At 74.1% G+C, this 26,092-nt stretch carries 23 protein-coding genes; 3 read left to right on the top strand and 20 right to left on the bottom strand.

Annotated elements, in window-relative coordinates; all coding sequences use genetic code 11:
• Positions 1 to 95: 95 nt before the first annotated feature.
• From MU522_RS06140 to MU522_RS06115, 6 genes are all read right to left on the bottom strand, one after another.
• Positions 96 to 2,321, bottom strand: coding sequence for an acyl-CoA dehydrogenase (locus tag MU522_RS06140; protein ID WP_246993255.1), 2,226 nt, complete (start codon positions 2,319 to 2,321; stop codon positions 96 to 98).
• 161 nt (positions 2,322 to 2,482) lie between these two features.
• The gene (locus MU522_RS06135; RefSeq protein WP_246993253.1) at positions 2,483 to 2,638 is read right to left on the bottom strand and encodes a hypothetical protein; all 156 of its coding nucleotides are present in this window, start codon (positions 2,636 to 2,638) and stop codon (positions 2,483 to 2,485) included.
• Positions 2,575 to 3,258: an acyl-CoA thioesterase gene (locus MU522_RS06130; RefSeq protein ID WP_246993251.1), complete on the bottom strand. Its 684-nt coding sequence runs from the start codon at positions 3,256 to 3,258 to the stop codon at positions 2,575 to 2,577. The genes MU522_RS06135 and MU522_RS06130 overlap by 64 nt, the downstream gene beginning before the upstream one ends.
• 99 nt (positions 3,259 to 3,357) lie before the next feature.
• Positions 3,358 to 4,818, bottom strand: a complete 1,461-nt coding sequence (locus MU522_RS06125; protein WP_246993249.1) for an amidohydrolase family protein — start codon at positions 4,816 to 4,818, stop codon at positions 3,358 to 3,360.
• A gap of 36 nt (positions 4,819 to 4,854) precedes the next feature.
• On the bottom strand, positions 4,855 to 5,034 hold the full coding sequence (locus tag MU522_RS06120; RefSeq protein ID WP_246993247.1) for a hypothetical protein: 180 nt from the start codon (positions 5,032 to 5,034) through the stop codon (positions 4,855 to 4,857).
• 64 nt (positions 5,035 to 5,098) lie between these two features.
• Entirely contained in the window at positions 5,099 to 5,362 is a 264-nt protein-coding gene (locus MU522_RS06115) for a hypothetical protein (RefSeq protein ID WP_128189248.1), read from the bottom strand.
• Positions 5,363 to 5,469: 107 nt separating this feature from the next.
• Here MU522_RS06115 and MU522_RS06110 point away from each other — a divergent pair, with 107 nt between their 5' ends.
• Positions 5,470 to 6,444 carry a helix-turn-helix domain-containing protein gene (locus MU522_RS06110; protein ID WP_246993244.1) on the top strand — a complete coding sequence of 325 codons (975 nt, stop codon included), beginning with the start codon at positions 5,470 to 5,472 and terminating at the stop codon, positions 6,442 to 6,444.
• A 24-nt stretch (positions 6,445 to 6,468) separates the two neighbouring features.
• Here MU522_RS06110 and MU522_RS06105 read toward each other — a convergent pair whose 3' ends face one another.
• The 8 genes from MU522_RS06105 to MU522_RS06070 all read right to left on the bottom strand — a co-directional run bounded on the left by MU522_RS06105 (position 6,469) and on the right by MU522_RS06070 (position 17,583).
• Complete coding sequence (locus MU522_RS06105; protein ID WP_246993242.1) at positions 6,469 to 7,494, bottom strand: hypothetical protein; 1,026 nt, start codon at positions 7,492 to 7,494, stop codon at positions 6,469 to 6,471.
• Between the two features lie 218 nt (positions 7,495 to 7,712).
• Entirely contained in the window at positions 7,713 to 9,443 is a 1,731-nt protein-coding gene (gene treZ / locus MU522_RS06100; RefSeq protein ID WP_246993240.1) for a malto-oligosyltrehalose trehalohydrolase, read from the bottom strand.
• Between the two features lie 57 nt (positions 9,444 to 9,500).
• Positions 9,501 to 9,968: a hypothetical protein gene (locus MU522_RS06095; protein ID WP_246993238.1), complete on the bottom strand. Its 468-nt coding sequence runs from the start codon at positions 9,966 to 9,968 to the stop codon at positions 9,501 to 9,503.
• Between the two features lie 13 nt (positions 9,969 to 9,981).
• Positions 9,982 to 12,330 (bottom strand): malto-oligosyltrehalose synthase, encoded by a 2,349-nt coding sequence (treY, locus tag MU522_RS06090; RefSeq protein WP_246993237.1) that lies wholly within the window; start codon positions 12,328 to 12,330, stop codon positions 9,982 to 9,984.
• A 13-nt stretch (positions 12,331 to 12,343) separates the two neighbouring features.
• Positions 12,344 to 14,707: a glycogen debranching protein GlgX gene (glgX, locus tag MU522_RS06085; protein ID WP_246993235.1), complete on the bottom strand. Its 2,364-nt coding sequence runs from the start codon at positions 14,705 to 14,707 to the stop codon at positions 12,344 to 12,346.
• A gap of 66 nt (positions 14,708 to 14,773) precedes the next feature.
• A complete protein-coding gene (locus MU522_RS06080; protein WP_246993233.1) occupies positions 14,774 to 15,247 on the bottom strand; it encodes a YbaK/EbsC family protein in 474 nt (157 codons plus the stop codon).
• 192 nt (positions 15,248 to 15,439) lie between these two features.
• On the bottom strand, positions 15,440 to 16,552 hold the full coding sequence (locus MU522_RS06075; RefSeq protein WP_246993231.1) for an ABC transporter permease: 1,113 nt from the start codon (positions 16,550 to 16,552) through the stop codon (positions 15,440 to 15,442).
• Positions 16,549 to 17,583 (bottom strand): ABC transporter ATP-binding protein, encoded by a 1,035-nt coding sequence (locus MU522_RS06070; RefSeq protein WP_246993229.1) that lies wholly within the window; start codon positions 17,581 to 17,583, stop codon positions 16,549 to 16,551. Before MU522_RS06070 ends, MU522_RS06075 begins: the two co-directional genes overlap by 4 nt.
• Positions 17,584 to 17,766: 183 nt before the next feature.
• Here MU522_RS06070 and MU522_RS06065 point away from each other — a divergent pair, with 183 nt between their 5' ends.
• The gene (locus tag MU522_RS06065; protein ID WP_246993227.1) at positions 17,767 to 18,714 is read left to right on the top strand and encodes an ornithine cyclodeaminase family protein; all 948 of its coding nucleotides are present in this window, start codon (positions 17,767 to 17,769) and stop codon (positions 18,712 to 18,714) included.
• A complete protein-coding gene (locus MU522_RS06060; RefSeq protein ID WP_246993225.1) occupies positions 18,714 to 19,709 on the top strand; it encodes a proline racemase family protein in 996 nt (331 codons plus the stop codon). The genes MU522_RS06065 and MU522_RS06060 overlap by 1 nt, the downstream gene beginning before the upstream one ends.
• Positions 19,710 to 19,767: 58 nt before the next feature.
• Here MU522_RS06060 and MU522_RS06055 read toward each other — a convergent pair whose 3' ends face one another.
• The 6 genes from MU522_RS06055 to MU522_RS06030 all read right to left on the bottom strand — a co-directional run bounded on the left by MU522_RS06055 (position 19,768) and on the right by MU522_RS06030 (position 26,090).
• Complete coding sequence (locus tag MU522_RS06055) at positions 19,768 to 21,252, bottom strand: aldehyde dehydrogenase (NADP(+)) (RefSeq protein ID WP_128189236.1); 1,485 nt, start codon at positions 21,250 to 21,252, stop codon at positions 19,768 to 19,770.
• A 13-nt stretch (positions 21,253 to 21,265) separates the two neighbouring features.
• Positions 21,266 to 22,270 (bottom strand): proline racemase family protein, encoded by a 1,005-nt coding sequence (locus MU522_RS06050; protein ID WP_128189235.1) that lies wholly within the window; start codon positions 22,268 to 22,270, stop codon positions 21,266 to 21,268.
• Positions 22,270 to 23,220, bottom strand: coding sequence for a dihydrodipicolinate synthase family protein (locus MU522_RS06045; RefSeq protein ID WP_246993223.1), 951 nt, complete (start codon positions 23,218 to 23,220; stop codon positions 22,270 to 22,272). The genes MU522_RS06050 and MU522_RS06045 overlap by 1 nt, the downstream gene beginning before the upstream one ends.
• An 82-nt stretch (positions 23,221 to 23,302) precedes the next feature.
• The gene (locus tag MU522_RS06040) at positions 23,303 to 24,685 is read right to left on the bottom strand and encodes an FAD-dependent oxidoreductase (RefSeq protein WP_246993221.1); all 1,383 of its coding nucleotides are present in this window, start codon (positions 24,683 to 24,685) and stop codon (positions 23,303 to 23,305) included.
• Positions 24,682 to 24,924, bottom strand: coding sequence for a (2Fe-2S)-binding protein (locus MU522_RS06035; protein ID WP_128189232.1), 243 nt, complete (start codon positions 24,922 to 24,924; stop codon positions 24,682 to 24,684). Before MU522_RS06035 ends, MU522_RS06040 begins: the two co-directional genes overlap by 4 nt.
• On the bottom strand, positions 24,921 to 26,090 hold the full coding sequence (locus MU522_RS06030) for an FAD-dependent oxidoreductase (RefSeq protein ID WP_246993219.1): 1,170 nt from the start codon (positions 26,088 to 26,090) through the stop codon (positions 24,921 to 24,923). The genes MU522_RS06035 and MU522_RS06030 overlap by 4 nt, the downstream gene beginning before the upstream one ends.
• Between the last annotated feature and the right edge of the window lie 2 nt (positions 26,091 to 26,092).

The following is a 26,092-nucleotide window of genomic DNA, read 5'->3' as shown; positions in this document are numbered from 1 at the left end:
TTCCGCTCGCGGTATGTACCCCTATGAGTCGGCCATGAGGGGCGGGTGGCGAGAGGGGGATGCCGGCGCCGGCATCCCCCTCTCCTCCCGCTCGGTCAGCGGGTCGCGACGTGCGCCTCCTCGGCGTCGGCCGACGCATCCGTCGGCACCGCCTCGACCGAGTCGACCGACGGCGCCGAGGCGGCCGAGTCGAACGCCGACGGGGGCAGCGGCGCGGCGCCCGCCTCGACGATCGGCTGCGCGTCGGGGTCGGTCGCCTTCGCGCGCTTCTCGGGCACCGGCAGCTCGCCCGCCGCGCGGAGCGCCGCGTAGTGGGCCATCGCCTCGGCCTGGCGGGCGCCCTCGGCGCCGGTGGCGATCCGCGCGCGCAGGTGCTCGTCGCCGAGCCCGAAGGCCGCGACGAGATCGAGCGCGTGCGGGCGCAGCTTCTGCAGCAGTCGCTCGATCGTGGAGGTGACGGCCTTCGAGCGGGCGCCCGAGAGGCGGCCGTGCTCGAGGTGCCACGCCGCGTGCTCCTCGATGATCGTGAGCGCGAAGAGGTCGCGCACGTGCGTCATCACCTTGCGGGTCGCCTCGGGCATCCGCTCGACCGCGGCAGCGAGCGCGTCGTACTGCTGCAGCTCGACCCAGGCGCGGGCGGCCTCGATGAGCTCGTGCTGCTCGTCGTTGAACGCGGCCGCGGCCTGCGCCTGGTCCTTCGGCGCGTGGCGCAGGCGACCGGCGATGTCGGCGACCATCGTCTCGACGCGGTCCTCGAGCAGGTCGCGCTGCACGTCGCGGTCGCGCAGGGCGATCGACGACTTCTTCACGTTGCGCAGGTCGCGCACGTCCTGCGACAGGGCGCGCAGGCCCACGAGCGCCGTCGCGCGGTCGAAGAGCTGGTCGGCGGCGAAGCGGGCGATGTCGGCCTTCGACGCGCCCTTGAACTGCTTGGAGAAGTCGCCGAGCAGGCGCTTGCCCACGAGCTGCAGCAGCACGGTGTTGTCGCCCTCGAACGTGACGTACACGTCGAGGTCGGCGCGCAGCTGCACGAGGCGGTTCTCGCCGAGGAAGCCGGCGCCGCCGCACGCCTCGCGCGCCTCCTGCAGCGTGTCGAGCGCCTGCCAGGTGGAGAGCGCCTTGAGCCCGGCGGCGAGCGTCTCGAGGTCCTCGCGCTCCTCGGGGGTGTCGCTGCGGCCCGAGAAGACGCCGTCGAACTTCGCCAGCAGGATCTCGTGCGCGTAGCGCTGCGCGTAGGCCTTGGCGAGGCGCGTGAACAGGCGCCGCTGGTGGCGGCGGTAGTCGAGCAGCACCTCCTCCTGCGTCTCGCTCGACGCGTTGAACTGGCGGCGCTCGGCGCCGTAGCGGATGGCGATCGCGAGCGCCGCCTCCTGCGCCACGACCGCGGCGCCGTCGAGCGACACGCGGCCCTGCACGAGCGTGCCGATCATCGTGAAGAAGCGCCGGCCCGGGCTCGCGATCGGGCTCGAGTAGGTGCCGTCGGGGGCGACGTCGCCGTAGCGGTTCAGCAGGTTGGTGCGCGGCACGCGCACGTGCGTGAAGTGGAGGCGGCCGTTGTCGATGCCGTTCAGCCCGCCCTTGTAGCCGTCGTCCTCGCCGCCGATGCCGGGCAGGAAGCTCCCCTCGTCGTCGCGCAGCGGCGTGTAGAACGCGTGCACGCCGTGGTCGACGCCCTTGGTGATGAGCTTCGCGAAGACGACCGCGTGCTTGCCGTGCAGCGCGGCGTTGCCGAGGTAGTCCTTCCACGCGCCGCGGAAGGGCGTGTGGATGACGAACTCCTCGGTCGCCTCGTCGTATGTGGCGGTCGTGGCGATCGACGCGACGTCGGACCCGTGGCCCGTCTCGGTCATCGCGAACGCGCCCGGCACATCCAGCCGCATGATCGGCGGCAGGAACGTGTCGTGGTGGTGCTGCGTGCCGAGGTGCAGCACGGCGGCGCCGAACAGGCCGTACTGCACGCCCGACTTGATCTGCAGGCTCGGGTCGGCGAGCACGAGCTCCTCGAAGCCGGCGATGTTGCCGCCGTGGTCGTCCTGCCCGCCGAGGTGCGACGGGAAGGCCGCGAGCACGGCGCCGTCGTCGACGAGCTGCCGCATCTGGCCGAGCACGCGCTCGCGGTGCTCGGCGACCGTGAGGTCGTCGATGCGCTGGTAGCGGGGGTCGGCGACCTTCGCGCGGGCGGCGAGGCGGCGCTCGGCCCACGTGCCGAGCAGGTCGCGGCCGAGCCACTCCACGTCGACCTGGCCCTGCAGTCGCGGGCGGGTCTCGGCGCTCGCGCGGTGACGGTCGGCGCGGGCGGGTGCGGACGTGCGGTCGGCCATGGTTCCCCCTTCAGGACGGATGCGCCCCCACGGTAGGCGCGTCGACCAGGGGTGCGGTCAGGGGTTGGACGCCCGTGCAACGACGGGCGCGGGCCGGCGCGACCGGTTGTGCCGCATCCACAACGGCCCGGGGCATCCGCTGTGCGAACCCTGTCGCGGCCTCAGCGCCTCGGCACGGGCAGCGGGGCGAGCGCCGCGCGCTGCGCGACGATCTCGCGCACCTGCGCGTCGGCGCGGCGATCGGCATCGCTCGTCAGCGCGAGCTGCGGCAGCGCGATCGCGTCGCCGTCGTCGCCGCGCACGACGTAGACCGACATGCACTGGGTGGCGAGCTCGAGCTCGCCCGTGCGCGGGTCGCCGGAGCGCGTGCGCGCATGACGATGCCGCCGTGCGCGTTGCCGCCCCAGTTGACGTCGCCGGGGTTCGCGAGGAACCGGAAGGTCTCGGCCGGCGTCGTCATGTCGTCGGAGAACTCGATCTCCCGCAGCAGGTCGTGGATGTGGCGGCGCGCCTCGACGCGCTCCTCGCTCCCGCGCGCGAGCAGCTCGTCGTCGCTCGTGCGGGGCCGCCACGGCTGCACCGGCTTGGCCCTGCCGTGCTCGTCGACCGCGACGAAGACGAGCAGGCAGTCGAGCGCGACCTCGAACTCGCCGGTGCGCGGATCGGCAGCCTCGACGGTGACGAACACGTGCATGCTCGTGCGGCCGGTGTGGGTGATGCGGGCGGTCGCCTCGATGAGGCTGCCTGGCCGGATGGGCGCGGTGTAGTGCACGTTGCCGACGTAGGCGGTGACGCAGTACGAGCCGGAGTAGCCGGCGGCGCACGCGAAGCCCGCCTTGTCGATCCACTCGAGCACCCGGCCCGCCTGCACGGTGCCGCCGCCGTGCGCGGCATCCGTGGGCGCCGCGAGGAACCGCAGCGTGATCCGATCCTGCATCGCCATCGTCGCCCTCTCGCCTGCGCCGATCATGGCAGGCGGCCGATGCCCCCGGGCGGATGACCTGCGGCGGATGGCCTGCGGCGCGCTGCCCCGTCGTCAGAGGGCGCCGTGCACGACCTCGCCGGCGACCATCGTGAGCGCCACCGGCATGGTGCGCAGCGCCGCGGCGACGGCGGCCGGGTCGTCGTGGGCCGACGGCACGGGCGGTGCCGCGCCGAGCACGACGATGTCGGCGGGCTCCTCGGCGGCCAGCCGCGACCGGCTCGAGGCGCGCACGGCCTGCTCGAGGGAGATCGCCTCCTCGGGCTGCCAGGGGTGCTCGTCGCCGCGGGTGCGCGTGACGGCGGTGGCGATCGCGAGCCACGGGTCGAGCGGCGTGACGGGCGCATCGGAGCCGAGCACGACATCCACGCCCGCGTCGACGAGGGTGCGGATGCGGAACGCGTCGCGGCTGCGGTCGGCCCACAGCGCCGCGGTCAGCTCGCGGTCGTCGAGCGCGTGCTCGGGCTGGATGGAGGCGGTGATGCCGAGGCGCGCGAGCCGCGGGATGTCGACGCCCGAGACGAGCTGCGCGTGCTCGATGCGGCCGCCGGTGCCGGCGCGCTCGAACGCGTCGATCGCGGCCGTCACGGCGGCGTCGCCGATCGCGTGGATCGTCGCGTCGATGCCGAGCTCGCCCGCGCGCGCGAGCAGGCGGTCGAGCGCGGCGTCGTCGACGTTGCGCACCCCGGTGCCCTCCTCCCCCGTCTCGAAAGAGCCGTAGGGATGGGCCGTCCACGCCGTGCGGGTGCCGAGCGAGCCGTCGGAGATCACCTTGAGCCGCCCCATGCGTGCCCGACGTGCGATCGCGTCGCCCGTCCGCAGGCCGCGCTCGGCGGCGAGCTCGAGGTCCTTCGCGTACACGCCCGCCTCCACTCGGAGGGGCGTGGAGCGGCCCGGGCGCATCCAGGCGCCGACGGCGTCGTCGAACTCGAGGTCGACCACGCCCACGACGCCCCGCTCGGCGGCGGCGGCCAGAGCGTCGACGACGTGACGGTCGAGCGCGTCGGCGTCGAGCATCCCCTCGACCGCGCTCAGCGCGTCGAACGCCGCCTCCTCGCGCAGCAGCGGCGCGTCGAGGTCGATGCCGAGGCGGCGGAGCATCGCGGTGTTCGGCCAGGAGCAGTGCACGTCGCTCGAGACCACGAGCGTGGGCACGTCGCCCGTCTGCGCGTCGAGCAGCGCGCGGGTGGGCGGCGCGGGCCAGAGGCCGTCGCGCATGCCGACGAGCACGACGGGCTCGCCGCCCCGGTGCGCGCGGGCGTGGCGTCCCGCGAGCGCGGCGGCTTCCTCGGCGCTCGCCGCGTCGAGCACGCTCGCGCGCGTGCGGTGGCGGGCCCACTGGCCCATGTGGGTGTGCTCGTCCCAGAGGCCCGGCAGCACCGTCGCGCCCTCGAGGTCGTGCCGCGCGCCGGTCGAGGGCGTCGTGCCGGCGGGGCTCACCCGCTCGATGCCCCCGTCGAGGATGTCGAGGTCGATGAGGGTGCCGTCGAGCAGGCGGGCGTTCGCGAGGCGCATGCCTCGCACGCTACCGGGGCGAGGCCCCGGGCGGCGTCAGTGCGCGCCGCGGGGCTCGCGGCGTCGGGCGATGCGCTCGCGGTCGGCGCGCGTGCGCGGCTCCCGCTGCAGCACGAGCAGCACGACGGTGGCGGCTGCGCCGACGACGCCGAGGGCGGCGAGCAGCACGATCCAGGTGGGATCGGCCGTCGCCGCGCTCATCCAGGTGGCTTCCATGGCACCGATGATGCGCCTGCGCCGCCGCCCGCGCCAGAGGCGGATCGGACGGCGGCGGCGGGGCTCAGTACGCGCCGGCCCAGACGCGGGCGTCGCCCATCTGCGGGGCGAGGCCGTTGCCGGGGGCGTCGAGCCGGTGGGCGATGCGCTCCTCGACCTCGGCGGCGATGCGGCGGGCATCGGCGTCCTCGACGCGCTCGCGGAGCCGGGCGAGCCGCTCGGGGTCGACGGGGGTGCGGGGGGCGCGCTGCCGCAGCAGTGCGTCGATCGTGCCGGCGACGGCGCCGATCGCGAGGGCGATGAGGAGGATGATCCAGAGTGCTTCCATGGCAGGAAGTCTGCGCTTGCCAAGATCCTGCCACCAGTGGCAGGATGGTCAACACTCGACAAGATCCTGCCAAGGCGGATCGGTCCCGAGGGAGAGCGGAGGAAGCCGTGCTGCAGGTGGCCTGCATCGTCGACGACGAGGTGAGCGCGTTCGAGCTGGCGGTCGCGGCCGAGGTCTTCGGCGCCGACCGCACCGACCGCGGCGTGCCCCGCAACGACTTCCGGGTGGTGACGCCCACGCCGGGCCCGATCCGCGTCGAGGGTGGGCTGGGCCTGCCGATCATGGTGCAGGAGGGGCTGGCGTTCGCCGACGAGGCCGATGTCGTCATCGTCGCGCCCTACGCCGACTGCTGCATCGACGCGGCCTGCTCGGTGAGCATCGCCCACGTGCTGCAGCGGGCCGTCGCCCGCGGCGCCCGCGTGCTGACGCTGTGCACGGGCGCCTTCGTCGCCGCGCGCGCCGGCATCCTCTCGGACCGACGGGTCGCGACGCACTGGCGGCACGTCGAGCAGCTGGCCGAGCAGTTCCCCGACATCGTCGTCGAGCGCGACGCGCTCTGGGCCGACGACGGCCCCGTGACCTCGAGCGCCGGCACCGCGGCGGCCATCGACGCCTCGCTCCACCTCATCCGCGAGCTGCAGGGCGCCCAGGTGGCGGCCATCATCGCGCGCTCGATGGTGGTGCCGCCGCTGCGCGACGGCGGGCAGTCGCAGTACGCGGTCGGACCTGTCGCCGAGCAGCGCGCCGACACCCTCGCGCCGCTCATCGACTGGGTGGCGGCGCGGCTCGACGAGGAGCACACGATCGCCTCGCTCGCCCGCCGCGCTCGGCTCTCCGAGCGCACCTTCGCGCGCCGGTTCCGCGAAGAGCTCGGCACGACGCCCGCCGCGTGGCTCGTCTCGCAGCGCGTGCAGCGCGCGCAGGCGCTGCTCGAGGCGACCGACCTGGGGCTGGATGCGGTGGCGCAGCAGGCGGGGTTCGGCACAGCCGCGCTCCTGCGGCACCACTTCACGCGGCAGCTGGGCGTCGCGCCATCGGCGTACCGCCGCCGGTTCGCGGTCTCGGAGACGGTCGACGCCTGAGTCCCCGCCCGCCCGACGGCGGCGTCAGCCGAGCGCGCTCCAGCCCTCGGGCATCCAGCCTTCTGCCTCGAGCACGAAGCGGCCGACGCGCGAGGGCGCGCGCTTGCGGATCTTCGCATTCGAGGAGCGCAGCTCGGCGACCGGCTTCGACAGGAGCGACAGCTCGCGGCGATCCCCCGGCGCCTGGTCGGGGCGCGGCGCGGCGGCCATCACCGCCCGGCCGGCGGCCCACGACGGCGCTCGCGCACCGAGCACCTCGAAGGCGACCGAGCCGTCGGCGGCGTCGGCGAGCAGCACGGGCACCGGGTCGCCGCCGTCGACCGGCACGAGCCAGCGCAGCCAGTCGGTCGGGTCGTACTCGGGCAGGGAGGCCTCGGCCTCGGCCTCGAGCGCGGCGCGCGACCCGATGCGCCAGACCCCGTGCGGCGCATCCGGGAAGCCGTCGTAGAGGTACACCTGCAGCGCCTGCACCGCCGACGCCGGCACGAGGGCGTCGTCGTCGTCGAGCGCCGGCGCCTGCGCGTCGTCGGCCGCGACGGCGTCGTAGACGCCCGGGTGCAGCGCACGGCCGTAGGACGAGACCGGGTGCAGCCACAGCAGCCCGCTCTCGTCGTCGACGCCGCCCTCGACGACGAACGCCCGCCCCTGCTCGTCGACGGCCCAGAGGCCGAACGGGTCGACCTCGCACTCGCGCTCGGGCACCGGTCCGTCGAGCTCGAGATCCTCGCGGTGCTGCGCGATGGCGAGGTCGGTCTCCTCCCAGGGGTAGCGGGCGTCGAACACCGGGTCGCGGCGCACCTCGGCGCCCGGCTCCTCCGGCTCGAGCACCACCGTGAGCAGCCAGCCCTCGTCGGGGTCGTCGTCGAGCAGCGCCGCGACCGACGTGCTGTAGAGGCCGGGCGACAGCTCGCCCGCGCCCTCCGGCAGGCGCAGGTAGAGGCGCAGCGGGCCGTCGGGCTCGGCCGACATCGCCACCTCGGCGATCTCGCCGCGGCGGGTCTGGAGGTAGCCGGTCACGGGGAGGTCGAGGGTCTCGACGGTGGGCGTCACGGGGTCAACGGTAGTCGGGGTGGGGGCGGGGTGGTCTCGACTCGGTCGCTGCGCGACCGGCTCGACCGGCGGATGGGCGGGGCGGGCGGGGCGGGGTGGTCTCGACTCGGTCGCTGCGCGACCGGCTCGACCGGCGGCGGGGCGGGGCGGGCGCGGTGGTGTGGTCTCGACTCGGTCGCTGCGCGACCGGCTCGACCAGCGGAGCGGGGCGGGCGGGGTCAGTCGAGGAGGGCGCCGCTGCCCGGCGGCAGCGTGAGCTGCTCGGCGACCGCGACGTCGGGGTGCGTCTGGAAGCGCAGCCGCCGCTTCGTCACCGGCACCGTCTGCGGCTCGGAGCCGACGTTCACGACGATCTCGACCGCATCCGTCCTGCCCGCCCGGCGCACGAGCCGCAGCACGCCCGCGGCCTCGTCGACCTCGACGGCGTTCCGCGCGTAGTGCGGGTCGGTGAGCGCCTCGAGCTCGCGGCGCAGCCCGGCGAGCTGCCGGTAGCCGTCGAGCACCCGCGCGTGCCGCTCGCGCCGCGCCTCGGCCCAGTCGAGCTTCGAGCGCTCGAAGGTGGCCGGGTCCTGCGGGTCGGGCACGACCGCCGGGTCCCACCCCATCCGCTCGAACTCGGCGAGCCGGCCCTCGGCGGTGAGGCGCCCGAGCTCCTCCTCCGGGTGCGAGGTGAAGAACTGGAACGGGCTCGACGCCGCCCACTCCTCGCCCATGAAGAGCATCGGCGTGTAGGGGCCGGCGTAGAGCAGCAGCGCCGCGCACAGCAGCTGCGACTCGGTGAGCACCTCGGTGATGCGGTCGCCGCGGGCGCGGTTGCCGATCTGGTCGTGGTTCTGGGCGCTCACGACCAGCCGCCACGACAGCGAGCGGTCGGTGTCGATCGGGCGCCCGTGGTCGCGCTCGCGGAACGACGAGTAGGTGCCGTCGTGGAAGAAGCCGCGCTCGAGCACCTTGCCGAGCGCCGTGAGCGGCGCGAAGTCGGCGTAGTAGCCCTCCGTCTCGCCCGTCAGCGCGACGTGCACGCCGTGGTGGAAGTCGTCGGACCACTGGGCGTCGAGCCCGTAGCCGCCGCCCTCGCGCGGGGTGATGAGGGTGGGGTCGTTGAGGTCGCTCTCGGCGATGAGCTCGAGCGGCCGCCCGAGGTGCGCCGCGAGCGCGGCGGTCTCGACCGCCATCTCCTCGAGGATGTGCAGCGGCCCCTCGTCGCGCAGCGCGTGCACGGCGTCGAGCCGCAGCGCGTCGACGTGCATCTGTTCGAACCAGAAGCGCACGTTGTCGAGGATGAAGCGCCGCACGGCCGGCTCGGCGACGTTCACGTGCTCTCCCCACGTGGAGCGGCCCTCGCTCGAGAGGTACGGGCCGAACAGCGGCAGGTAGTTGCCGGAGGGGCCGAGGTGGTTGTGCACGACGTCCTGCACGACGGCGAGGCCGGCGCCGTGGGCCGCGTCGACGAACCGCTGGTAGGCGGCCGGGCCGCCGTAGCCCTCGTGCACCGCGTACCAGGCGACCCCGTCGTAGCCCCAGTTGTGGGTGCCGTTGAAGCCGTTGACGGGCAGCAGCTCGACGTGCGTGACGCCGATCTCGAGCAGGTGGTCGAGCCGCTCGGCCGCCGCGTCGAGCGTGCCCTCCTGCGTGAACGTGCCGATGTGCAGCTCGTACAGCACGCCGCCGGCGATCGGCCTGCCCGTCCAGTCGGCGTCGGCCCAGTCATGGGCGGATGCGTCCCACGTGCGGGAGCGCTCGTGGACGCCGTGGGGCTGCCGGCGGCTGCGCGGGTCGGGCCGCACCGCGTCGTCGTCGTCGATCTGGAAGCCGTAGTCGCCCGCAGGCGCGAGCGCGTGCCACCAGCCGCCCTCGGCGCTCGTCATCTCGACGCTCTCGCGGCCCGCGACGACGCGCATGCGCTGCGCGTTCGGCGCCCAGACCCGGTACTCGTGCAGCTCGCTCATGCGTCGATCCTCGCAAGCGAAGCGGAGCGGCGGCTGAGTGCGGGGGGTCCCCGGCGCTCAGGCGCGGGGCGCGGCCGCGACGGGGCGCGCGGGCGAGCGGGGCCGGAACCACGGCGTCGACGCCGGGAGCGCCAGCAGCACGGCGCCGACGAGCGGCGCGAGCGACATGAGCACCGTCTCGAGCGCGGGCGAGGCCGTGGCGACCAGGATCCCGAGCCCTGCCACGCCGCCGACGGCGCCGAGCACGACGACCGGCCAGCGGGCCCAGCGGCGCCGGAGGCTCACCGCGATGAGCGCGACGAGCACGAGCACCACGCCGACGCCGAGCGCGATGGCCGTCGCCGCCTCGCCGCCCGGATCCTCCGTCGGCAGCCCGAGCGTCGCGACGTACCAGAGCGTCAGCACGACGGCGAAGCGGGCGACCGACAGGAAGGCGCCCCAGAGGAGGACGAGCGCGACGAGCGCCGTCCAGGGCCGCCCGGCGCGGGGTGCGCGGGGTGCGGATGCGGTGCCGATGTCGGTCATGACGGCACGCGGGTCAGTCGGCGAGGGTGAGCAGCGCGACCGGCAGCGTGCCGAGCACGTCGGCCATCCGCGCCTCGCCGCCCTCGACGACGCGGCCCGTGAGCACGTCGCGCCAGCGCACCGCGTCGTCGCCGCGCGGCGGCAGGTGCAGCGTCGTCTCGCCCCAGCCGCCGCGGGCGGCGAGCCCGATCGGCAGCCGCGTCGCGATCGCGATCGCTCCCCCGCGGTTGAACGCCAGCACGTGCTGCTCGGCGTCGCCCGAGGCGAGCACCGGCTCGTAGTGCTCGAAGCGCTCCGGGTGCTCGCGGCGCAGGCGCAGCGCCTCGCGCACGAGCCGCACCTTGGCGACCTCGAGGTCCCACGCGCCCGTGACGGGCTCGCGCGCGGACGACCGCAGCGCATCCATCCGCTCCCAGTCAACGGGCCGGCGGTTGTCGGGGTCGACGAGCGACTGCTCGAGCGCCTCCGAGCCCTGGTAGACGTCGGGGAAGCCCGGGATCATGAGATTGAGCAGCTTCGCCGACAGCACGTTCGAGCGGAAGCCCTCCTCCGTCGCGGCGAGGAACGCCTCGACGTCGCGGCTCGCGGGCTCGGCCATCACGTTGCGCACGAGCTCGGCGAGGTGCCCCTCGAAGCGGGTGTCGGGGTCGGTCCAGTGCGTGATCGCGTCGGCCTCGCGCGCGGCCTTCTCCATGTAGGCGACGAGCCGCTCCTCGCTCGCCGGCCACGCGCCGACGACCGCCTGCAGCAGCAGGTTCGCGAACGCCCGGCCCTTGGTGGGGGCGAAGACGAGCAGCTTGTCGAGCAAGCCCTCCCAGAGCTCGGGCACCTCGGCGATCGTGGTGATGCGGGCGCGCACGTCCTCGCCGCGCTTCGTGTCGTGCGTCGACAGCGCGTTCATCGCGTGCGGCCACTCCGCCTGCCGCTTCGCCATCGACGTGTGGAAGTCGTGCACCGTGATGTCGAAGACATCCGGGTCGCCGCCCACCTCGTTGAGGCTCGTCAGGCGCGAGTAGCGGTAGAAGGCGGTGTCCTCGACGCCCTTCGCCATCACCATGCCGCTCGTCTGCTGGAAGCGCAGCGCCGCCTCGTGCCGCGGGTTGCCGAGCACCGGCAGCAGCGCGTCGATCGTCTCGGCCAGCTCGGGCCGGTGCTGCTTCGCGCGCTCGGCCGCGGCGCCGAGGTGCTCGAGGCCGTCGGGCAGGTACGAGCGGTACACGGGGAAGCAGGCGAGCAGCTCGGCGATCGCGTCAGCGGTGTCGTCGGGCGCGCCCCGGTCGCCCCACGCATCCGCCGCCCGCACCTCGCGCTCGAGGCGCAGCACCTCGGCGCGCAGGATGCCGTCGGTGATGCGCCGCTTCGTGCGGTGCGTGAGCTCGGCCCAGTCGACCGGCTCGCCGCCGCGCAGGCGCGCGTCGAGCGCATCGAGGGACTCGGCCGCGGCCGGGTCGGTGAGCACGCGGTCGATCTCGCCGAGCGTGTCGTAGCCGGTCGTGCCCGCCGTCGCCCAGCGCGGCAGCTGCTCGCCGGGCTCGAGGATCTTCTCGACCAGCACGAAGGCGCCGCCCGTGAGGCGGTCGAGGTCCTCGAGGTAGCCGGCGGGGTCGCGCAGGCCGTCGGGGTGGTCGACGCGCAGGCCCTGCACGAGGCGCTCGTCGAACCACCGGCCGATCTCGGCGTGCGTCGCGTCGAACACCTCGGGCAGCTCGACCCGCACCGCGGCGAGCGTCGTCACCGCGAAGAAGCGGCGGTAGTTGAGCTGGTCGTCGCCGGTCTTCCAGTGGCCCAGGCGGTAGTGCTGCCGCTCGAGCACCTCCTGCGCCGTCCCCTCGCCCGTGCCGGGCGCGACCGGCAGCCGCGTGTCCCAGTAGCGCAGCGCGTGCGCTTCGCCGTCGTCGCCCCGCTCGAGCTCGAGGCGGGCGACGGCGCCGTCCTCCGACCAGTCGTCGTCGCCGACGATCGGCAGCAGCAGCTTGCCGCCGCCCGCCTCCCAGTCGACGTCGAACGCCGGCGCGATCGCGCTCTCGCGCCCCTCGCGCAGCAGCTGCCACCACCAGGCGTTGTGCTCCGGCACGGCCACGCCCATGTGGTTGGGCACGATGTCGACGAGCACCCCCATGCCGAGGCCGCGCGCCTTCTCGGCCAGCGCATCCAGCCCCGCCTCGCCGCCGCGCGCCGGGTCGACGCGGGCGTGCGAGACGACGTCGTAGCCGTGGTTCGAGCCGAGCTCGGCCTCGAGGATGGGCGACAGGTAGACCCAGTCGACGCCGAGGTCGGCGAGCGCGTCGAGCCGCGCGGCCGCGTCGAAGAGCGTGAACTCGTCGCTGATCTGCAGTCGGTAGGTGCTCTGCGGCGTGCGCACGGGTCTCCTCGGGTCAGCTGGCGGGATGGTCGTCGGACGCGCCGTCGGCGGGCAGCTCGTCGGGCACGGTGCCCTCGCGGCCGGGCTCGAGCGGCTCGCCCGGGCCGGCCTGGGGCGTGGATGCGTGGAGCGGCCTCGCGTCGGTCGTCCGCGAGTCGGGCGTCGTCACCGGTCCCGGCGCCGACGAGCTCGCCGCGGCGATGGACGCGGCGACCGAGAAGTCCTGGTCGACGGGCGGGATGTGCTCGCGGAGCACCGCGACCGAGCGCGGCGCGAGCTTGCCGACCTCGCCGGCGCGCACCGGCCCCTCGACGGCCTCCTGCGCGCCCGTGTCGATGAGGACATCCCACGCCTCGGCGTACTCGGCCGGCGGGATCGCCACGTCGAGCTCGTCCTCGGACGCGTTGCAGTAGATGAGGAAGTGGTTGTCGGTGATGCGCTCGCCGCGCATGCCGCGACCGGCGATGCCGTGGCCGTTGAGGTACATGCCGACGGCCTTCTCGCTCGCGGCCGCATCCCAGTCGGACGACTCCATAGGCGTGCCGTCGACGCGCAGCCAGACGATGTCGTTCAGGCGCTCGCCGTCGCCGGTGCGCACCGTCGAGCCGGTGAAGAAGCGCTTGCGGCGGAACGTCGGGTGGTCGTGGCGCAGCCGCGCCACCGCGGCCGTGAACTCGATGAGCGGCTGGTCGATCGACGACCAGTCGATCCAGCTGAGCTCGGAGTCCTGCGCGTAGGTGTTGTTGTTGCCCTGCTGGGTGCGGCCGAGCTCGTCGCCGTGCAGGATCATCGGCACGCCCTGGCTGAGCAGCAGCGTCGCGAGGAAGTTGCGCTGCTGTCGCGCCCGGATCGCGAGGATCTCGGGGTCGTCGGTGGGCCCCTCGGCGCCGTAGTTGTAGGAGCGGTTGTGGCTCTCGCCGTCGTTGCCGCCCTCGCCGTTGGCGTCGTTGTGCTTCTCGTTGTAGCTGACGAGGTCGCGCAGCGTGAAGCCGTCGTGGGCGGTGACGAAGTTGATGGATGCGACGGGCCGGCGACCGGAGTGCTCGTACAGGTCGGCGGAGCCGGCCAGGCGGCTCGCGAACTCGCCGAGCGCCGTGGGCTCGCCGCGCCAGAAGTCGCGCACCTGGTCGCGGTACTTGCCGTTCCACTCGGTCCACTGCGGCGGGAAGTTGCCCACCTGGTAGCCGCCCGGGCCGATGTCCCACGGCTCGGCGATGAGCTTGACCTGGCTGATCACCGGATCCTGCTGCACGAGCTCGAAGAAGGTGGAGAGCTTGTCGACGTCGTAGAACTCGCGGGCGAGGGTCGCGGCGAGGTCGAAGCGGAAGCCGTCGACGTGCATCTCGGTGACCCAGTACCGCAGGCTGTCCATGATGAGCTGCAGCGAGTGCGGGTGGCCGACGTTGAGGCTGTTGCCGGTGCCCGTGTAGTCCATGTAGTGCTGCTCGTCGCCGTCGACCAGGCGGTAGTAGGCGCGGTTGTCGATGCCCCGCCAGCTGAGGGTCGGGCCCATGTGGTTGCCCTCGGCGGTGTGGTTGTAGACCACGTCGAGGATGACCTCGATGCCGGCGGCGTGCATGGCCTTCACCATCGCCTTGAACTCCTGCACCTGCTGGCCGCGCTCGCCGGTGCCGGCGTACTCGGCGTGCGGCGCGAAGAAGCTGAGCGTGTTGTAGCCCCAGTAGTTGCGCAGGCCCTTCTCGACGAGCGTCGCGTCGTGCACGAACTGGTGCACCGGCATCAGCTCGAGCGCGGTGACGCCGATCTTCTGCAGGTGGGCGATGATCGACGGGTGCGCGAGGCCGGCGTAGGTGCCGCGCAGCGCCTCGGGCACGTCGGGGTGCGTCTGCGTGAGCCCCTTGACGTGCGCCTCGTAGATGACGGACTCGTTGTAGGGCGTGCGCGGGTAGCGGTCGCCCGTCCAGTCGAAGAACGGGTTGATGACGACGCCCTTGACCATGTTGGGCGCGGAGTCGTCGTCGTTGCGGCTCAGCGGGTCGCCGAAGTTGTAGCTGTGCAGCGGCTGGCCCCACTCGATGGTGCCGCTCGTGGCCTTCGCGTAGGGGTCGAGCAGCAGCTTCGCCGGGTTGTGGCGCAGGCCCTGCTGCGGGTCGTAGGCGCCGTGCACGCGATAGCCGTAGCGCTGGCCCGGCTGGACGCTCGGGAGGTAGGCGTGCCAGACGTACGCGTCGACCTCGGTCAGCTCGACCCGGGTCTCGACGTCGTCGTCGTCGAACAGGCACAGCTCGACCTTCTCCGCCGACTCGGTGTAGAGGGCGAAGTTCGTGCCGGTGCCGTCGAACGTGGCACCCAGCGGGTATGCCTCGCCGGGCCAGACCTCGAGCGCGGGGGCGGGGGTGGGTGCAGTGTCAGTCACGTGCCCGAGTGTAGGCCGGGCATGCTTCGGGGAAGGTGCGAGCCGGCGCCGCAGTGGGGCCGGCGATCAGTCGCCGACGACGAGCTCCTCGCCGCCGGTGATGCGCAGCAGTTCGTCGTACGTGAGCATGAAGACGGTGTCTGCGGTGCCTGCCGCTGCCGAGAGCTCCGGGTGGTCGCGGAGCGCGACGTCGACGATCGTGCGGATGGGCGCGGGGTGCCCGAGCGGCGCGACGCCGCCGATCACCTGCCCGGTCGCGGCGCGCACCTGCTCGGGGGTGGCGCGCTCGATCGGCCCCTCGCCGAGCTGCTCGGCGAGCATCGCCGTGTCGACGCGGTGCCGGCCCGACGTCATCACGAGCAGCGGCGCATCCGCCATCCAGAAGATGAGCGAGTTGGCGATCGCGCCCACCTCGATGCCGAGCGCCGCGGCGGCGGCCTTCGCGGTGTGCGTGCCCTCGTCGAAGCGGATCACGTCGCGGTCGATGCCGAGCTCGCGCAGTTGCGCCTGGATCCCGGCGGCCCTGGTCGGAAGCGTCATGCCCCCATCCTGCCCGGGCCGCTCGCGCACAACGCAAGCCCGGCGTGCGCGTTCCGCGGGCGGAGGCGGCGCGGGGCCGGGCAGCCCGCCATCCGGGCGATCGGGGCTTGCGTTGTGCTCGAGGGCGCGAGCAGAGGCGGCGGGTCGGGCGGATGGGGCGGGCCGATGGGGCGGGCGGATGGGCGCGGCGGGTCAGGCGATGCGGCTGCCGGGGGCGAGCCGGCGGGCCGGGGCGCGCACGGCGGCGATCGCGCCCCACACGGCCGCGGCCGCGAGCGCCACGTGGATGCCGAGCCCGACGAACCAGCTGGGCACCGTGCGCTCGTAGATCTCGCGCGGCGAGTCGCCCTGGTAGCCGCCCATGGGGTCGTAGTCGGCGCACGACTCGACGTGCGGCGGCTCCTGCAGCCCGCGCACGCCGAGCCCGATCTGGCCGAAGACGTCGTCGGGGTAGCTGTCGCCGCCGAAGTGCGGCGGGATGGCGTCGGCGAGGATCACGTAGGGGTTGGCCGCGAGCATCCACCACACCCGGTCGGGCCGGGCGACGACGGTCGTGTAGGTGCGGTCGGTCTCCACGCACGTGGCGTTGCCGGTCTGCTCGTCGTAGTCCCAGCTGATCTCCTGCCGCTCCTCCTCGGTCTGGAAGGCGATCGTCGCGACGCCGAAGCCGATGAGGGTGCCCACGCTGAACAGCGCCACGACGAGGTAGCTGACGACCGTCGAGAGCACCGGCCGGCGGATGAGGCCCGAGAGCCCGACGCCGATCGCCGAGATGACGCCGATCTCGAGCACCACGATGGGGATCGCGACGAGCACCGCCTCCCAGCGGAGGCCTCCGAGCATCGCCGACGCGAGCATGAACGGCGTGCACACGGCGAGGAAGCCGAGCGAGGCGATCCACGAGCCCAGCACCTTGCCGAGCACGAGCTGCGATGCCGTCACCTGCGTCACCTGCGTCGACGCGAGCGTGCCGCCGTCGCGGTCGCCGTTGATCGCGTTGCCCGAGGGCGCCGGCGTGACGAGCGACGTGACGAGCATCACGAGGAAGATCGTCATCGCGAAGATGGCGCCGCCGAGGTCGCGCTGGTAACCCTGCAGCGACAGGAACAGCACCGTGATCACGCCGCCGACGACGATCGCGACGACGCCGAGCAGCACGTACCAGGCGACGCTGCGCACGCGCTGCGCGAGCTCGAGCCCGACGACGACGCCGAGCAGCCGCAGCCAGCCGAGGGCTCCGGATGCGTCGGGCGGAGCCGGGCGGGACGCCTCGTCGGCGACGGGCGGGGTCTCGGTGCGGCTCATCGTCGGCCTCCGGCGAGCGAGAGGTAGGTGCGCTCGATGTCGCCGACGGCGGGCGCGAAGTGCGTGATGGGGACGCCGGCGCGGACGAGCCGGGCGAGCACGTCGGCGGCGTCCTCCTCGCGATCGAGCGCGACGTGCGCGACGTCGCCGTCGATGCGCACGCGGTCGAAGGCGACGCCGATGTGGGCGAGCTGGTAGCTGAGCGCCTGCGGGTCGAGCGCGCGGATGCGCCACTCGCGGGCGGCCTGCCGGGCGAGCACGAGCCGCTCGCCGCCGACGACCTCGCCGCGGTCGACGAAGACGGCGTCCTCGGCGATCTCGTCGAGCTCGGAGAGGTCGTGGCTCGAGATGAGCACCGTGCCGCCGGCGGCGGCGAAGCCGCGCAGCAGCTCGCGCAGCTCGAGGCGGGAGGTGGGGTCGAGCCCCGCGGCCGGCTCGTCGAGCAGCAGCACGCGCGGGCGGTGCACGAGCGCGCGGGCGAGGCCGAGCCGCTGCTGCTGGCCGCGCGAGAGCACGCGGCTGGGGCGCCGCGCGAGCTCCTCGAGCCGCGCCTGCACGATGAGCTCGTCGGCCCGTGCCCGCGCCGCCGCCGTCGGCATGCCGTGCAGCCGGCCGACGGTCGTGAGGATCTGCCGCGGCGACAGCGTGCGCCACGTGCCGAGCACATCCGGCATCCACCCCATCGCTCGCCGCACGGCGCGCGGGTCGCGCATCGGGTCGGCGCCCGCGATGCGGATCTGCCCGGCGTCCGGCGCGAGCAGCGACGCGAGCATGAGCAGCAGGGTGGTCTTGCCGGCGCCGTTCGGCCCGATGAGCGCGGTGACGCGGCCGGGCCTGGCGTGGAAGGTCATCTGCCGCACGGCCTGCACGCTGCCGAAGCTGCGCGCCACCTCGTCGACGACGATGCCGTCGGCGTCGAGCGGCGGGCGCCCGGCCGCGCCGTCGAGCGGGTCGGCGAAGACGGGCGGGGCGGATGCGGGGATCGGCTCGGGCGCGCCGGGCACCGACGACTGGTCATCGGGGAACGTCACGGTCGCCTCCAGGCTGCTGCCACGGCTCGATCCTCGTCGACGCGCTCGCGTTCGTCTCGCGACGCGCGGGCGCCCCGGTGAGCGAGGAGCGCCGCACCGTGCGGACGGGACGGTAATGTGGCACACATTACTGGTAGGCGGCCCGCGCGACGGCGCGACCTCGACGATGGAGGACGAGTGGGCATGGCAGGCATCTTCGAGCGCGTCGAGCTCATCGACGGCGACCAGCTCGCCGAGCGCGTCCCCATGCTCGACGCGATCCGCGGGCTGCAGGAGCTGCTGCGATCCGGCTTCGACCCCGCCGACGCGCTCCCCCGCCAGCTGCTCGACGTCGCGCACGGACAGCTGCTGCTGATGCCCGCCGCCGCGGGCGGCTGGGCCGGGCAGAAGTTCGCCACCGTCGCGCCCGGCAACCCAGCGCGCGGGCTCGAGCGGATCCAGGGCATCTACATCCTGCTCGACGGCGAGACGCTCGCGCCGACCGCCATCCTCGACGGCACAGAGCTCACGAGCATCCGCACCCCCGCTGTGAGCGCCGCGGTCCTCGACCTCCTCGCCGAGCCCGACGCTACCGAGCTCGTCGTCTTCGGCACGGGGCCCCAGGGCATCCGGCACGCCGAGGCGATGGCGGCGATCCGGCCGTCGCTCGCTCGCGTCACGCTCGTCGGGCGCGACCCCGCGAAGGCCGAGCACGCCGCCGCAGCGGTGCGCGCGATGGGGCTCGACGCGCGTGTCGGGTCGCCCGACGACGTGCGTCGAGCCGACATCGTGGTCGCGGCCACGACCGCCCGCGAGCCGCTCTTCGACGAGAGGCTGGTGGGCGACCATGTGGTGATCGCGGCAGTCGGCTCGCACGAGCCGGGCGCGCGCGAGCTGCCCGGCGGCCTCATCGGCCGCAGCCAGGTCGTCGTCGAGACGGATGCGGTGGCTCGGGCCGAGGCGGGCGACGTCATCATGGCCGTCGGCGAGGGCCGCATCGCGTTCGAGCAGCTCGCGCCCATGCGCGACATCGTCGCGGGCGCCGTGCCGGTCGACCGCTCCCGGCCGCGGGTCATCAAGACCTGCGGCATGGGCTGGCAGGACCTGTGCGTGGCGGCCCTCGCCGTCGCGCCGAGCGCGAAGGAGCGATGATGCGCATCAGCACCGAGGACTGGCACACCGCGGGCGAGCCGTTCCGCATCGTCACGAGCGTCGAGACCGAGGGCGCGACCGTCGCCGAGCGGCGGGTGCGCGCGATGACGGGCGAGCCCGACGCGGCGCGCCGCTTCCTGTGCCTCGAGCCGCGCGGGCACGACGACATGTACGGCGGGTTCATCACGCCGCCGGACGACGACGGCGCCGACTTCGGCGTGCTCTTCTGGCACAAGGACGGCTTCTCGACCGCGTGCGGCCACGGCACGATCGCACTCGGCGCCTGGGCGGTCGAGACCGGTCGGGTCGCGGCTCCCGACGACGGCGAGGCCACCGTGACGATCGACGTGCCGAGCGGCCGGGTGCAGGCCGTCGTGCGCCGAGACGGCGGGCGCACCGTCGAGGTCGTCTTCCGCAACGTCCCCTCGCGCGTGCTCGCGAGCGGCATCCCGCTCGAGACCAGCCGCGGCCAGGTGGCGGTCGACCTCGTCTTCGGCGGGGCGGTCTACGCGACGCTGCCCGCCGCATCCGTGGGCCTCTCGGTCGAGCCTCGGGACACCACCGAGCTCATCGCCATCGGCCGCGAGATCAAGTGGGCGCTCGACCGGCACCCGGCCGCGCAGCTCGACGACGATCGGCTCTCGGGCGTCTACGGCACGATCCTGGTCGACGACCTCGGGCGGCTCGAGGGGGCGGATGCTGTGGGTCCCCACCAGCGCAACGTCACGGTCTTCGCCGACGGCGAGGTCGACCGGAGCCCGTGCGGCTCGGGCACCGCCTCGCGCGTGGCGCTGCTGCACGAGCGCGGGCTGCTCGCCGAGGACGAGGTGCTGACGCACGACTCCATCATCGGGACCCGCTTCACCGCCCGCGTCGCCGAGGTCCTCCCCGGCGCCGTGGTGCCCGAGGTGACCGGCATGGCCTACCGCGTCGGCGCGAGCACCTTCGAGCTCGACCCTCGCGACCCGCTCGCCCAGGGCTTCAGCCTGCGCTGAGCGCCGCTCCGGGGACGGTGGAGGGCCGAGGCATCGCCCCGGCCCTCACGGCATCGGCTCAGTAGCGGCCCTGCAGGCTGCCCCAGCCGCTCGAGAGGCCAGCCTCGCCGCGGCGCTGCGGCACGCCCCACGGGTTCGCGTCCTGCAGCGGCTCGGGCAGCAGCGACTGCGGCGCGTTCTGGTAGGCGACGCCGCGCAGGAAGCGGGTGATGGCAGCCGTCCCGACGCTCGTCGCGTCGGTCGTGGTCGCCGGGTACGGGCCGCCGTGCTGCATCGCGCTCGTGACCGAGACGCCCGTCGGCCAGCCGCCGAACAGCACTCGGCCGCTCGTCTCCGAGAGGGCGTCGACGAGGGGGCGCACGGCGTCAGCCTCGTCGTCGGTCGCATGCACAGTGGAGGTCAGGTTGCCCGGGAAGAGCCGCTCGTGCAGCGCCGGGAGCTCGTCGAGGTCGTCGTAGCGCACGATGACCGACAGCGGCCCGAACGACTCCTCGAGGAGCGCGTCGCCCGCCGCCTCGAGATCGCTCGCCGAGACCTCGACGATCGTCGGGGTCGCCCAGCGCTGCTCGTCGTCGTCGACCCGCAGCTCGCCCTCGGCGAGCACGTGCACGCCCTCGGCGCTGAGCACCTCGGCCCGGCGGCCCTCGAAGGCACGGCCGATGCCGGGGTTGAGCAGGCGGTGCTCGGGGAGCCCGGTCGCCGCGCGCGACACCTCGCCGAGGTCGGCGTCAGAGGGCACGAAGAGGAAGCCGGGCTTCGTGCACAGCTGCCCGGCAGAGCCGGCGACGGACGCGACGAAGCCCGCGAGCAGATCGGGCTCGGCCCGCACGGCCCCGGCAGTCGCGTAGGCGGGGTTGACGGAGCCCAGCTCGCCGTAGAAGGGGATGGGGCGCGGCCTGGCCGCGGCGATGTCGGCCAGCATGCGCCCGACGCGCCCCGATCCGGTGAACGCGGCCGCACGGATCGCCGGGTGCTCGAGCATCGCGGTGCCGTTGGCCTGCCCCTCGATGAGCTGGAAGACGCCGTCGGGCATGCCCGCCTCGACGAGCGCCCGCTCGACGACCTCGGCTGTGGCGCGCGAGAGCTCGAGGTGGCCAGAGTGCGCCTTGACGATGAGCGGGCAACCCGCAGCGAGCGCCGCGGCCGAGTCGCCGCCGGCGACCGAGAACGCGAAGGGGAAGTTGCTGGCCGCGAAGTTGAGGACCGGACCGACCGGCTCGAGCACCCGCCGCACGTCGGGGCGCGGCCCGATCACGTAGTCAGGGTCGGGCGCGTCGATTCGCGCATCGAGGTAGGAGCCGTCGACGATCGTCTCGGCGAAGAGCCGCAGCTGGTTGGAGGTGCGGCGCACCTCGCCGGTCAGGCGAGCCTCCGTCAGGCCGGTCTCGCGCATCGCGATCTCGATGAGGCGGGGCGCGGCCGCGTCGAGCGCGTCCGCGACAGCGGTGAGCGCGGCGGCCCGCTCGCGGGGTGCGGTGCCGGCGAAGGGCCGGGCGGCCGCCTCGGCGCGGGCGGCGACGGCGTCGATGTCGATCTCGGTCATGCTCACTCCAGTCTCAGAACTCGAACCCGTGCGGGAACGGGTCGGTCGGGTCGAGCAGGTAGGTGCCGAATCCGGTGATCCACGCCCTGCCGGAGATGGTGGGCACGACCGCGTCGCGATCGCCCACCGTGGCCTGCCGCAGCAGCCTGCCGGTGAACTCCGTGCCGATGAACGACTCGTTCACGAAGTCGGTCTCGAGCGCGAGCTCCCCGCGAGCGTGCAGCTCGGCCATCCTCGCGCTCGTGCCGGTGCCGCAGGGCGACCGGTCGAACCACCCCGGGTGGATGGCCATCGCATGGCGCGATCGCGCCGCATCCGACCCCGGAGCGATGAACTCGACGTGGTGCACGTGGTTCGAGCCCTCGAGGGTCGGATGCATCGGCGGGGCCTGGTCGTTGATGGCCTCCATGATCGCGAGGCCGCACGCGAGGATGTCGTCCTTGCGGGCACGGTCGAAGGGGAGGCCGACGTCGTCGAGGTCGACGAGCGCATAGAAGTTGCCGCCCCAGGCGACCGAGTAGGGGACGGTGCCGTAGCCGGGCACCTCGATGCGCGCGTCGAGCCGCTCGACGAACGACGGCACGTTCTCGATCGTGACGCGCTTGGCCTTCCCCGCCTCCACCTCGACGCGCGCGACGACCACCCCTGCGGGCACGTCGAGCCGGATCTCGGTGACCGGCTCGGTCACCTCGACCATGCCGGTCTCGACGAGCACGGTCGCGACGCCGATCGTGCCGTGGCCGCACATCGGCAGGAAGCCGGACGCCTCGATGTAGACGACGCCCCAGTCGCAGTCCTCACGGGTGGAGGGCTGCAGGATGGCGCCGGACATCGCGGCGTGGCCGCGCGGCTCGTGCATGAGCAGGCCGCGCAGCGCGCCGTCGAGGTGCTCGATGGCGTGGAGCCGCCGCTCGTTGGCGGTGGCGCCGGGGATGACCCCGACGCCGCCCGTCACGACGCGGGTCGGCATCCCCTCGGTGTGGGAGTCGACCGCCTGGAAGGCGCGGCTCGCCCGCATCAGCGGGCGCCCGCGAGCGCCTGCTCGGCGCCCAGTGCGCGTGCGCGGATCGCGGCCAGCGCCCGCTCGGTGTCGGCGGTCACCTGGGCGCGCTGCGCCTCGGAGAGCGGCCCGCGCGGCGGGCGCGTCTGGCCGCCGTAGCTGTTGCCGCAGATGTCCATCGAGAGCTTGATCGCCTGCACGAACTCGGTCTTCGAGTCCCAGCGGAAGACGGGGACGAGGTGCTCGTAGAGCTCCCTCGCCTGCTGCCAGCTGCCCGCCACGAGCAGATCGTAGAGCTCGACGGCCTCCTTCGGGAACGCATTGGGGTAGCCGGCGAACCAGCCGACCGCGCCGTTGATCATCATCTCGAGGAGCACGTCGTCGGCGCCCGCGATGACGTCGATGTCGCACAGCTCGCGGATCTCGTACACGCGGCGCACGTCGCCCGAGAACTCCTTGATCGCCACGACCTCCGGGATCTCGGCGAGCTTGGCGACGAGCGACGGCACGAGGTCGACCTTCGTGTCGAAGGGGTTGTTGTAGGCCATGATCGGCAGCCCGACCTTCGCGACCTCCGCGAAGTGCGCGATGACCTCGCCCTCGTTGGCGCGGTAGAGCGTCGGCGGCAGCAGGAGCACGCCGTCGGCGCCGTCCTCGGCCGCGAGCTCTGCCCAGTGGCGGGCCTGGTGGCTGCCGACGCCGTGCACGCCCGCGATCACGATGCCGCGGTCGCCGACGGCCTCGCGCGCGACCTGGATCACCTTGCGGCGCTCGTCGTCGGTGAGCGAGGAGTACTCGCCGAGCGAGCCGTTCGGACCCACGCCGCGGCAGCCGTTCGCCATGAGGAAGTCGACGTGCTCGCCGAAGCGGTCGTAGTCGACCGCGAGGCCGGCGGGGGCCGAGGCGTCCTCCTGGAAGGCGAGGGTCGTTGCGACCACGACGCCGCCGAGATCCATGCTGCTGCTCATGACTGCTCCTTGCAGGGTGCTGAAGCGGTCCCGCGCCGATGCGGGGCCGTAGTATGTAACATATTACATACCGCGGAGCCCGTCAACTCCCCGGCTCTGCGGCGGCGGCGAGCTCGCCGATGCGCATCGGCGCGAGCACGGGGCGGGCATCGAGCCCGAGCCGCTCGCCGCAGATCGCCTCGACGCTCAGGCCGCACGTGCGCCCCTGGCAGGCACCGAGACCCGCGCGTGTCGCGAGCCGCATCGCTCGCGACGCGCTGCCCGCGGCGCGGACGATCGTCGCGGTGTCGACCGACTCGCAGCGGCAGATCAGCGTGTCGTCCTCGAGCCACGTGCGCCAGCCGTCGCGGATGCCGTGGGCGTCCTCGAGCCTCCGCGCGAACGCATCCGTGCGCCGCCGAAGTCGGATCGCCCGATCGAGGGACCGGGAGCGGCCGCCCGCGGCCGCTCGTCCGGCGATCTCGCCCTCGACGAGCGCCGCGTCGGCGCCCCCGATGCCGGTGATCTCGCCCGCGGCGAAGATCCCGTCCGCGCTCGTGCGCTGCAGCGAGTCGACCAGCACGAAGCGCGGCTCCCCGGGCGGCGCCTCGCCGACGGCGCAGCCCGCCTGCAGCGCCGCGTCGATGCGGGGCACGAAGCCGTGGCCGAGCGCGACGGCATCGCACTCGACCTCGCGCTCGGTGCCCGGCAGCGGTCGCCAGTCGTGATCCAGGCGCGCGACCACCGCCGCCTCGACCCGACGTCCGCCCAGGATCCGCACGACGCCGTGGCCCGTGCGATACGGCGTGCGCCCGCGCAGGAGCGAAGCGGCGTACCCGCTCAGCTCGCCGAGCTTGCCGGTCGCCGAGACGAGCTCCCACGGCCGGGCGCCCCAGCCGCGCACGAGCGCGCGCACACGCGAGGCCTCGAGCACCTCGACCACCTCGCCACCCGCGAGCGCGATGGACTCCGCCACCGGGAGCAGGAAGGGCCCCGCGCCCGCCACGAGCGTGCGGTTCCCGACCGTCACGCCGTCGCGCTTCGCGAGCGACTGCGCCGCACCCGCAGTCGTGACGCCGGGCAGCGTCCACCCGGGGATGGGGAGGGCCCGGTCGTGCGCGCCCGTCGCGAGCACGATCGCGTCGGCCGCGACGTCGACGCGACGGCGACCGGGGGCATCCGCCATGCCGACGAGGGCATGCACGCGCATGGAGGCCGCGTCGACCCGCCACACCGCTGCGCGCTGCAGCAGGGAGGCGCTGCCCGACTCGAGGGCTCCTGCGATGACGCCGCGCAGCTCGACGAACCGCGACCAGCCGTGCTGGAGACGGGGATCGGTCAGCTGCTCGTGGTGGCGCCAGAACTGGCCGCCAAGACGCTCGCCCTCGTCGACGAGCGTGACGCGCGCACCCTCCTCGAGCGCGCCCCGAGCGGCCGCGAGGCCAGCGGGCCCTGCGCCCAGGATGAGCACGTGCCGCTGGCTCATCGCTCCTCCGGCAGCACGACGTCGCCGTCGCTCGCGGTGCGCAGGCAGGCGCGCACGCCCGACGCGCCGTTGACCGTCACGACGCAGTCGTGGCACACGCCGATGCCGCAGAACACGCCGCGCTCGGCGCCGGCGGCGGTGCGCCAGGACACGCGGCCGGCCGCGAGCAGGGCGCCCGCGATCGTCTGGCCCTGGCGCGCCTCGATCGGCTCCCCCGCGAACTCGAACGTCGCGCTCATGCCGCTGCTCCCATCAGGCTGGGCCTGCTCGGCAGGAACGGCGCGGCGTCGAGCGGGGCGGCGGCACCGAGCACATGGTGCGCGATCAGCGCAGCAGTGGCGGGCGCGAGGCCGATCCCCGCGCCTTCGTGACCGGCCGCGTGGAAGAGGCCCGCGACCCTGAGATCCGGGCCGATGACCGGCAGGTGGTCGCGCGCATAGGGGCGGAACCCCGAGTAGGTCCGCAGCAGCTGCACGTCGGCGAGGAACGGGAAGAGCCGGGTGGCCTTGGCGGCGATCTCGGCGAGCGCGGGCAGCGTGCCCGTCTCGTCGAAGCCGACGCGCTCCCGGCTCGAGCCGATGAGCACGGTGCCGGCGGGCGTCGACTCGACGACGGTCGAGGTCTGCAGCTCGGCCGCTCCCGATCCGACCGCGCCGACGTAGTCGGCGTCGTAGACCTTGTGGCGGATGCGCTGGGGCATCGGGGTCGTGACGAGGATCGTCCCGCGTCTCGGGCGGATGTCGATGGCCCCTCCGAGCCGAGCCGACACCTCGCCGGACCACGGGCCCGCGCACACGACCACCGCATCCGCGTCGATCGGCCCCGCGGTCGTCTCGACGCCGACGATGCGCTCGCCCTGCAGCCGCGCACCCGTCACCTCTGCCCGCACGAGTCGCGCGCCCCGGCGCAGCGCGGCTGCCGCCATGGACTGCGTCGCGAGCGACGGCTGCACCTGCGCGTCGTCGGGGTAGTGGACGCCCAGCGCAACCTCGGGTGCGAGATCCGGCTCCAGGTCTGCGAGCGCCGCGCGATCGACGGCATGCGCGCGGATGCCGATGGAGCGCTGGCCGTCGGCGAAGCGCTCGAGCGCCTCCGCGTTGCCGGGGAAGGCGACGACGATGCCGCCCTTGGCCTCGAACTCGGTCGCCGGGCCGTCGCCGCGCTCCGCGTCGAGCTGGGCCGCGAGCTCTCGCCACATCGCGTTGGAGGCGATCGCGAGCTCCGCCTCGGCCCGCAGTGACGCATCCGCGCTCTTGTCGCTCACGAGCACGTTGCCCTCGCAGCGGCTCGACGTCTCAGCGGCGACACCCGAGCGGTCAACGAGCAGCACCTCCGCGCCAGCCTGCGAGAGCCGCAGGGCGCACGCCGCGCCGATCACGCCGGCGCCGATCACGAGGACGCGCACGG

Source organism: Agrococcus sp. SCSIO52902 (assembly GCF_022983135.1).
In the GTDB taxonomy this organism is placed as follows: Bacteria; Actinomycetota; Actinomycetes; order Actinomycetales; family Microbacteriaceae; genus Agrococcus; species Agrococcus sediminis.
This window is presented reverse-complemented; position numbering and strand designations above follow the sequence as displayed.